Genomic DNA, 8,410 nt, shown 5'->3' with positions numbered 1-8,410 from the left:
GGTTCACCAAACTGAATCACACCCACTCCAGCCCGGGAAATCACGAACGAGTCAGACCTTCAGGGACTTGGTATTACCGGTCTTTTGCATGTAGCCGCAAAATTAGAATGTCCTGAACCTAGGGCATCAGGGCATATTGCGGAAGCTTTCGAAAACCACATCGTAAAAGCCTTCCGTATCAACATCACGGACTACGTAAGCGTTCTTCTGCCGTTTGGTGACACCCCACCAATCGATCACAGTCATCCCAGTTGTCAGAGGCGAAATCGTCTCGACTTCGACATTGACCTTACGACCTGAGAACAATTCCGGCTGCAGTAGCCAAACAACTGTTGTTGGATCGTGCATCGGAGCGCGGTCAGCTCCGTACTTCTGCCAGTCAAACTGCTTGGCATAGGTGAGGAGGTCCGCGAAGATCGGGCCGACCTTGTTCCCCATAGTGCGGAATCGTTCGATCCGATCAGCCGTTACGTGAGCCTTGTGAGTGACATCCAGTGGCATCATCACGACGTGAGCGCCCGAACTCAACACTCGCGCAGCCGCCTCTGGATCCACGTAGCAGTTGAACTCCGCCGCAGGGGTGACATTGCCGCCCTCCGACAGAGCGCCGCCCATCCAGACGATCTGTTCAAGCCGCCCCGCGATGCGCTCGTCCCTTTCGAGAGCCATGGCAATGTTCGTTAAGGGACCAAGAGCACAGATCGTCACCCTCCTTGGTGGACGGCTCATAACCTCCTCAACGATGAAGTCTGCCGCATGTTGAGGTTGGACGGGCATCGACGGCTCAGGAAGATCGTATCCGTCGAACCCGGTTTTGCCATGCACGTACTCGGCCGTGAACAGAGGACGGGCCAGAGGAGCCTCGGCCCCGGCGAAGACTGGGACCTCCTGACGCTCTGCGAGCTCCAGGATCTTGCGGACATTCCGGACGGTATGATGAAGGGGAACGTTGCCGGCGACGGCACAGACCCCGAGGACCTCGATCAGGGGAGAGCCCAGACCCGTCAAGATGGCGACCCCATCATCTGGGCCGGGGTCAGTGTCGAAAATAACCTGCTTCTTCATCGAACTACACCGGATGGGTTATGCTGTTTATCTCACTTCGTGACGCCGACACCCCAGTTCTGCCGGCCTGATACAATCGTATGAGCGAACTTGGCGCCAACCCGGTAAGCATTCGTAACTGCGGGAATATAAAGGCTCTGATGTGATGTCGTAAACTCGAAGTATAGACATCTATAAGAGCCATTCTCGGTCATGGCACGGCGCAAAGCGGTTGATGCTACAGCAGCCAGTCAGCGCGAACTCGCTACCATAAGCAAGTAAAAGCTGACTTCGCGACAGAGCCCAGTAACCACGTCCCCAGTCAAATTTGTGCGTCCCTCCTTCAGCATTAGCGCGGTTGAGATCAATCCCATCGGACGGTTCCAATAAATTAAGCCCCGGTATAGAATCTAGCCTCTCTAGCGTACGCTCAAAAAAGCCAAGGGAACGACAATGAACATCATGAAGAGCTTCGCCGTGGCCGTCATCGCAGCCACCTTCGCGGGTGGCGCGGCTACGGCGCAGGACAGAGTCGTCAAGATTGCCACCGAAGGTGCTTATGCTCCCTGGAACTTCACAGGTGCGGGCGGCAAGCTAGAAGGCTTCGACATTGATCTTGCCAACGAACTTTGCAACCGCATCAAGATGAGGTGCGAGATCGTGGCCCAGGACTGGGACGGGATCATCCCAGCTCTTCAGGCCAAGAAATACGATGCCATCATGGCCGGAATGAGCATCACCGACGAACGCAAGAAGGTGATTGACTTCGCAGGCCCCTATGCCGACTCACCCAATGGCTATCTGGTGGCGAAGGACTCGCCAATCGCCAAGATGCCGGGCACGGGGCAAACCTATAATCTGGTGAGCCAGCAAGCAGAGGCCGAGAAGGCGATTGAGGCTACAAAGCCGCTGCTCAAAGGCAAGACAATTGGCGTACAGGTTTCCACCACCCACCCCGTCTTCGCCGAGAAGTACCTGAAGGGTACTGCGGAGATCCGGGAATATAAGACCACGGAGGCCCATGACCTTGATCTTTTGGCCGGCAGGATTGATGCGGTATTGGCTGACGCCACCGCGATTATCGGCACTCTCGATAAACCGGAATTCAAGGACTATACCCTTGTAGGCCCGGCGATCACCGGCGGCATCCAGGGCGACGGGGTCGGCATCGGACTACGCAAAGAGGACACCGAGCTAAAGCAGAAGCTCAACGAGGCAATCAGGGCAGCCACGAAGGACGGAACCATCCAAAAACTCTCGATGAAGTGGTTCAAGATCAACGTCGCTCCGAATCGCTGACGATCCCGGTGCAATGCTCACGTCCATCAACTTAGACTGACTACCCTACCCTGCGGCCTGAGCGTACGTTGCACCCAACTGTGGGGCTCAAGCCGCGAAACGCTCGATTGAGTAGGGCCTGGGGTCAGTGAAGGTTTCCCGGCCGGTCATCATCTCGGCCAGTAATCGCCCGGTGACCGGCCCAAGAGTCAAACCATGATGGGCGTGGCCAAAGGCGCACCATAGCCCTTTATGTCTTGGGGCCGCGCCAATGATAGGACGCATGTCAGGGAGACAGGGGCGTGCCCCCATCCACGGCCGTGGATCAATGCGCTCTTCAAGAGGGAAAATCTCACGCGCAAGGGGTTCTGTTCGGTCCAACTGCAGAGGAGTTGGTACAGAGTCTCGGTGGGCGAACTCGACCCCCGTCGTCAGGCGAATGCCGCGAGTCATCGGCGCCAGAAGAAAGCCACCATCGACATCGACCACAGGATGGTGCAGGACAGCGTCGGCCCTTGGCCGGAAATGCACATGGTACCCACGCTTGACGGCCAACGGCACGCGATACCCGAGCGGACGTAGGACCGTGTCGGACCATGGTCCAAGAGCAATTACGACGTTGTGGGCGCGGACCAAGCCATCCCGGCTGCGGACGGTCCATTCGATGCCGTCATGTTGGAGCGTGCGGGCCTCGCCGTGAACGAAACGGCCGCCGCGTCGCAGAAACAGATCAGCATATCCTTTGACAAGCCCGCCAGGGTCAGGAACTGTCGCCGGGTCCCGCCAATGAATTCCGCCAATGAGGGTCTCGGACGTGTGAGGCTCGCGCTGACGAAGGGCCTTGCCGTCGAGGATATCGAAATGTAACCCGTAAGGCTCGAGAGCCGCTGCATTCTTCGCTGCTTGGTCGAGAGACTTTGGGCTGCGGAATGCCTCGATCCAGCCTGTCCGGCGCAATTCCTCCAGGAGCCCGGCTTCGGTCATAAGGAGTTCATGCTCTGCGACTGACCGTTCGATGAGAGGCAGCATGTCGGCCGCTGCCTTTTGCAAGGATCCGGGTGCGGATTCACGCCAGAATTGCCAGAGCCAAGGGAGGATCCGGGGCAGGAAGCGCCAGTCGGAACGGACATCTGCGGAGCCGTTCAGGGCGTAGGCGAGGACGGTCCAGAGATCGCGGGGGAACCCATAGGGAATGACACTCGAACGTTCGATCAGCCCGGCGTTGCCGTGGCTCGTTTCCTCACCCACGCCGCGCCGATCCATCATGACGACATTGCGCCCGCGCATCTGGAGATGCAAAGCAGCCGAGACGCCGACGATGCCTGCTCCCAGAACAATGACATCGGCGCGGATTTCAGGATGCGGGTGTGTCATCGGCTTAGGATGCGTGCGAGCTCACGCGGTGGATCTCGAGCGCCATCTTCACGTCTTCGATGCCAAGGCCCATGGACCGGAAGAAGCTGGCTCGATCAGGGGAGGGAGCCTGCGCCCTGCCGATAGCTAGTTCACCCAGATCACCGCGGATGTCGTCGCGAGACCATCCGTTCTCGGAGGCCAGCACCATCTCACCCGCGATGAGCGGGGTGGTCGACCGATCATCGCAATAGACATTCATCCGCGCCAAGGCATCCGGCGGGACTTCGTGTGCCCGTGCGACATTCGTGCTGATCGAGGTCACAAGCATCCCGGGCTTGATATGGTCCATGGATAAAACCGGGTTGCCGGAGGACGTACAAAGCAGCACCACATCGGCGTCGGCCACTGCGCGAGAGCAATCGTCAACGATCTCAGGAACCGGTTGGAACTCACCAAGGCTCGCCTCAAGGACCTCCTTTTTGGCGGAGATATTTCGTGAATGGATACGGATCCGCCGCCACGGCCGAAGCGGCAGCACGTGACGCAGATGAGCCAGAGCAATAGGGCCGCTGCCGATGATCGCCAGATTGGCGGCATCAGATTGGGCGAGGAGGTCGACCGCCAAAGCCGTTGTTGCGGCGGTTCGCTCCGTCGTCAGCGCCAGTGAGTCGCAGAACAGCAAGGGTTGCCCCGTCTCAAGGCTCATCAGCATCGTCGTGGCCGTGACCTTGCCGCCGGACGGGGTGACCACATAGGGCGAAACCTTGACCCCTAAGACACCATCCTCCGGCAAGATCCCTGAGTAGGTAATGAAGTCGCCCCGACTGTCGGGCAGCACGGTGAGAACCTGCGGCGGCTGGGGCACCCGGCCTCGTCCGTGCGCCTCGAAGAGCTCGCGCATCGCCGCGACGGCGTCAATGCGCCTCATCCGATCCAAGACGGCAGTGGCATCGAGCCAGGCAGGGGGAGGCTGTGTCATACTTTGTTCTCCGACGCGATCGGCATGTCAGACCGCCTTGTGCGGATAAAGACTTCGGGGTTGTAAGGAGTGTTCGGGTCGAGTGGATACATCGGTCTCGGAACACGATGGAAGGTGAACTTCGTCAAGTCTGGGGAGGCGAGCGCCCCGCTGTCGCACACCAGAACACGACTTGCGATCGGCTCAAACGCAGCCCGGAAATGCTGCATGGATTTGACACCGACGATCCTCTTGGCGCGAGGGTCGATGTCGAAGGCGAGGAATTGCTGCAGGTCATGACACTGGTGAGGCTCGGTGACGATGACGACCTGAACGCGTCCAACCTTGATCACCGCCGTGGGGCCGAAGGACATACGGACGCCCTCATACATCGGTCCATCACAGGTGTAGCTGCCGTCGGACACGCTCAGCAGCGTGCCAGTAAGGTCAAGGGACTCGCCGCCGAAGGACGCGTTCACTTTGCCACCGAGGCGGATCGATACCGTTTCACCGGGCTTCCTGCTCTGCAGCTGCGAGGCAGTCTCGGGGTCCACAATCGGGCAGAAGCAGGCGTCTGCGTCCGCCGCAATCAAGGCCCGAAGTAAGTTCGTGCCGTCGCCGTACCCTCCAGCTCCGGGATTGTCGGCATAATCCGCAATCACCACTGGCCGGTCATCGCCCGCAAGTGCGGAAGCTACTGCCTCTTCCGGGGACAGGAAGCGGTTGACGAGATCATGGCGCATGTCCCACATCGCCTTCGCCATCTCTTCGGCAAACAGCCGGTGGGGCTCCGGATCTCCGTTATAAGTCACCGTGATCGTCGGGCCGATCTCATCAATATCGGCATAAGGGAAGGCGCCGTTGACGCTCACCGCGAGAACATTAGGCTCGCTTTCATACTCCCGGGCGCGGTCCATCACAGCGACAAGCGGCCCAACATCCGTACGGCCGCCATTGGCGTCCTCCAGCATGGGGGGGCGCACGAAGAGGGTGTGTGGCTTGATTTCGCCAGCCATGGTCCGGTGCAGCAGCTCGCCCGCATGCCGGCCGGCCACGCGCATGTCGATATGCGGATAGGTCTTATAGGACACCAGAATGTCGGCCAGTTCGCACATGCGCCTGGTGACGTTGGCATGCAGATCCAAGGTCGCGGCGATCGGAGTATTCCGACCGACAATGGCGCGGAGGCGTTCGAGAATCTCCCCTTCGCCATCGCCTGAATGGGTTGTGACCATGGCTCCGTGGAATGCGAGCAGCATCCCATCGAGCCGTTCCCGCTCCCGGCGGGCGGCTTCCTCGACGACCTTCATGATCTCCTCGAAAGCCTCCTCGGTGACGCAACCTGCCGGATTAGCATGGGCACTTATGACATGAACCAGTTCCCAGCTCCTCTCGCGTGCAACATCCAGGAAGCCCGCGACCTCGGTATTCGTCCCATCGAGCGCACGCAGGGCCTCGTCGCCGTGGAGCAGGATCACGTCGGCGAAGCGGTCGAGGGATGTCAGGCGCACGCTGAAGGAATTCGACTCATGCATGATCTGTGCCGAGAGAACGCGAAAGGACATGGTCCGACTCCAGGTTTGAAGAAGGGCAGGGGACAAGTGCCGGTGAAGCGTCTGCTCCCTCGTGTCTCGTCCTCATGCAAAGAGGCAGCGTACCCCGCCGGCTCAGCCGAGCGGGGCACTTTCAGCAACATCGATCGTTCATCACTTTGCGGCGAGGTCGCGCTTGAACCATTTCTGGGACAGCCGTGAGATGGTGCCGTCGGCCAGGGCCGATGCGATCGCCTCGTCGAACATCACTTTCAGGTCCTGGTCAGTCTTGCGTAAGCCTGCAGCAACACCCCGGCCCATGAAGCCACCGGTGAAGCCGAGACCGGCAATGACGAAGTTCTCAAATCCCGGCTTGCTCAAGGTGATGTCGAGGGCCGTCGTAGCGGCGGCCACGGCGTCGATGCGCCCCGCCGCGAGATCAAGATCATGCTGCTCCGTAGTCTTGTACTCGCGGATTTCCACGCCCTGGAACAGGCGCTCCATCAGGGTTGCGAGAGTGGTCGAGCCCTGGACGCCCACGACCTTGCCCTTGAGGAGGGGCTTTATCTCATCAGCGGCTTTCTGAGCCGCCGCAGCATCCGCGCCGATATCGAAAACCTTGTCGATCGTCACCTTTGCCAGGGGAGAGTCCTTGGGAACGAGGAAAGCGCCAGGGGTACGGGCATACGGCTGCGAGAAATTGATGGTTTCCAGCCGTTTATCGGTGATCTGCATCCCGGCCATAATAGCGTCGTACTTGCCGGCGGTGAGCGCCGGGATGATGCCATCCCAGTCCTGGGCCACGATCTCGCACTTCACTTTCATCCGTGGGCAGAGCTCGGCAATAAGATCGATTTCGAAGCCTTCGAGCTTGCCGCCGGGACCGGTGAAGTTCCACGGAGCATAAGCTCCTTCCGTGGCGATCTTCACGGTTTCCCATTTCTTTGCTTGCGCGAAGGCGCTGCCTGTGGCCGCAAGAAGCCCCAGAGCTGCCATACCGAGTAGTTGAAGACGCTTCACCGAGCCGCTCCCTTTGAATGTTTCTGAACCCTTCCAGCGGCCGACCAGGCCTCCGCTAGCAGTCTAGACCTTGCTCTAGACAGATGGACTCACGCAAATGAGAATGTCTCGGGCTCAACTGTGAGAAAATCTAACAATGGCAGCACGCCGGCTTCCTCCTCTCAATGCTCTGCGGGCCTTCGAGGCAGCGGCCCGCCGTCGCTCAATCTCCCGGGCCGCGGAGGAACTCGGGGTGACGCACGGAGCGGTCAGCCATCAGATCCGAACACTGGAAGCCTTCGTTGACACCGATCTCCTGGAGCGGGCGGGCAACCGCTTCAAGCTGACGGTGGCAGGAGAGCAGCTCCTGGCCCCCCTGAGTTCCGGGTTTGATCTTCTGGCGACGGCCGTCATCAGCTTGGATCAACCGAGCGTCCGAGGCGACGTCACGGTGAGCGCGCCTCCGGCCCTGACATGCTTGTGGCTGGTGAAGACAGTCGGCGATCTTTTGAAGCAGTATCCGGACCTGCGGTTACACCTGCGTCCCTCGAACAGCCCGAAGGAGGTCATCGCCTCTGATGTCGATCTGTGCATTCGCTATGGCGATGGAATCTGGCCTGGTCGACGCAGCGAGCGGTTGACCGACACTGAGCTCTTTCCGGTCTGCTGGCCAGATCTTCTCGCAAGTGGCGACATCCGTGATTTGGCCGACACGCCCCTGCTATGTGCCGCGAATGGTCACGAGTGGGACCTCTGGCTGGCGACGGTCCCGCAGGGAAGCATCCTCACCGGAGGACGCCATTATCTCGGAAATCATCTGGCGATGATTGAAGCAGCCGTCGGCGGCCTTGGTCTCGCCATGGGAGACAACGTGACCTGTCAGCGCTACCTGGAATCTGGGGTCCTTGTCCGACCGTTTGCTGAGAGTGTCCGAGCACCATCGTCATTTTTCCTGATCGATGCTGGCAATCACGAGCGACGTCCGGCCGTAACAGCGGTTCGCCAATGGATCCTGGAAAGCTTCAATCGGGAACGCGCTCTAGCCGCCTGAGCCCAGCACGAGAGTCAATGGCGATGCCAAAGACTTCTTGTCAAAATGTTTGTTATGCGAAATGTTATAATAGATTTAAGGATGTCGCTCAGGCCCCCTTTCCGCGATCGAACATCCAAGGATTGATCAAGATCGGACTGCCCCATACATGAGAGCCCTGGACGCACCTGGGATGCGACATGGCCTCACGGA

Annotated in this window: 7 protein-coding genes; 2 read left to right on the top strand and 5 right to left on the bottom strand. The window is 59.5% G+C overall.

The genetic code is table 11. From position 1 onward, the window contains the following. Positions 1-126: 126 nt before the first annotated feature. Complete coding sequence (locus JKG68_RS29780; RefSeq protein ID WP_202065769.1) at positions 127-1,065, bottom strand: nucleoside hydrolase; 939 nt, start codon at positions 1,063-1,065, stop codon at positions 127-129. A 432-nt stretch (positions 1,066-1,497) separates the two neighbouring features. On the opposite strand from JKG68_RS29780, the gene JKG68_RS29775 reads away from it, so the two are divergent. Then, positions 1,498-2,343 (top strand): lysine/arginine/ornithine ABC transporter substrate-binding protein, encoded by an 846-nt coding sequence (locus JKG68_RS29775; RefSeq protein WP_202065768.1) that lies wholly within the window; start codon positions 1,498-1,500, stop codon positions 2,341-2,343. 87 nt (positions 2,344-2,430) lie between these two features. Here the strand turns inward: JKG68_RS29775 and JKG68_RS29770 are convergent, their stop codons facing one another. From JKG68_RS29770 to JKG68_RS29755, 4 genes are all read right to left on the bottom strand, one after another. Beyond that, a complete protein-coding gene (locus tag JKG68_RS29770; RefSeq protein ID WP_202065765.1) occupies positions 2,431-3,696 on the bottom strand; it encodes an NAD(P)/FAD-dependent oxidoreductase in 1,266 nt (421 codons plus the stop codon). Positions 3,697-3,700: 4 nt separating this feature from the next. Next, positions 3,701-4,657, bottom strand: coding sequence for an ornithine cyclodeaminase family protein (locus JKG68_RS29765; protein WP_202065763.1), 957 nt, complete (start codon positions 4,655-4,657; stop codon positions 3,701-3,703). Then, the gene (locus tag JKG68_RS29760) at positions 4,654-6,201 is read right to left on the bottom strand and encodes a M81 family metallopeptidase (protein ID WP_202065761.1); all 1,548 of its coding nucleotides are present in this window, start codon (positions 6,199-6,201) and stop codon (positions 4,654-4,656) included. The genes JKG68_RS29765 and JKG68_RS29760 overlap by 4 nt, the downstream gene beginning before the upstream one ends. A 141-nt stretch (positions 6,202-6,342) precedes the next feature. Next, the gene (locus tag JKG68_RS29755) at positions 6,343-7,188 is read right to left on the bottom strand and encodes a transporter substrate-binding domain-containing protein (protein ID WP_312891038.1); all 846 of its coding nucleotides are present in this window, start codon (positions 7,186-7,188) and stop codon (positions 6,343-6,345) included. Positions 7,189-7,324: 136 nt separating this feature from the next. On the opposite strand from JKG68_RS29755, the gene JKG68_RS29750 reads away from it, so the two are divergent. After that, entirely contained in the window at positions 7,325-8,218 is an 894-nt protein-coding gene (locus JKG68_RS29750; protein WP_202065759.1) for a LysR substrate-binding domain-containing protein, read from the top strand. Positions 8,219-8,410 lie beyond the last annotated feature (192 nt).

It is taken from the genome of Microvirga aerilata (assembly GCF_016743775.1).
Lineage (GTDB): Bacteria > Pseudomonadota > Alphaproteobacteria > Rhizobiales > Beijerinckiaceae > Microvirga > Microvirga aerilata.
The sequence above is the reverse complement of the archived record's forward strand: the minus strand, read 5'-3'. Positions and strand labels throughout refer to the sequence as shown.

What these genes read in the sequence shown, in the direction of transcription:
- JKG68_RS29780 (WP_202065769.1), bottom strand. Translation starts at nt 1,065, where the DNA reads ATGAAGAAGCAGGTTATTTTCGACACTGACCCCGGCCCAGATGATGGG.
- JKG68_RS29775 (WP_202065768.1), top strand. Translation starts at nt 1,498, where the DNA reads ATGAACATCATGAAGAGCTTCGCCGTGGCCGTCATCGCAGCCACCTTC.
- JKG68_RS29770 (WP_202065765.1), bottom strand. Translation starts at nt 3,696, where the DNA reads ATGACACACCCGCATCCTGAAATCCGCGCCGATGTCATTGTTCTGGGA.
- JKG68_RS29765 (WP_202065763.1), bottom strand. Translation starts at nt 4,657, where the DNA reads ATGACACAGCCTCCCCCTGCCTGGCTCGATGCCACTGCCGTCTTGGAT.
- JKG68_RS29760 (WP_202065761.1), bottom strand. Translation starts at nt 6,201, where the DNA reads ATGTCCTTTCGCGTTCTCTCGGCACAGATCATGCATGAGTCGAATTCC.
- JKG68_RS29750 (WP_202065759.1), top strand. Translation starts at nt 7,325, where the DNA reads ATGGCAGCACGCCGGCTTCCTCCTCTCAATGCTCTGCGGGCCTTCGAG.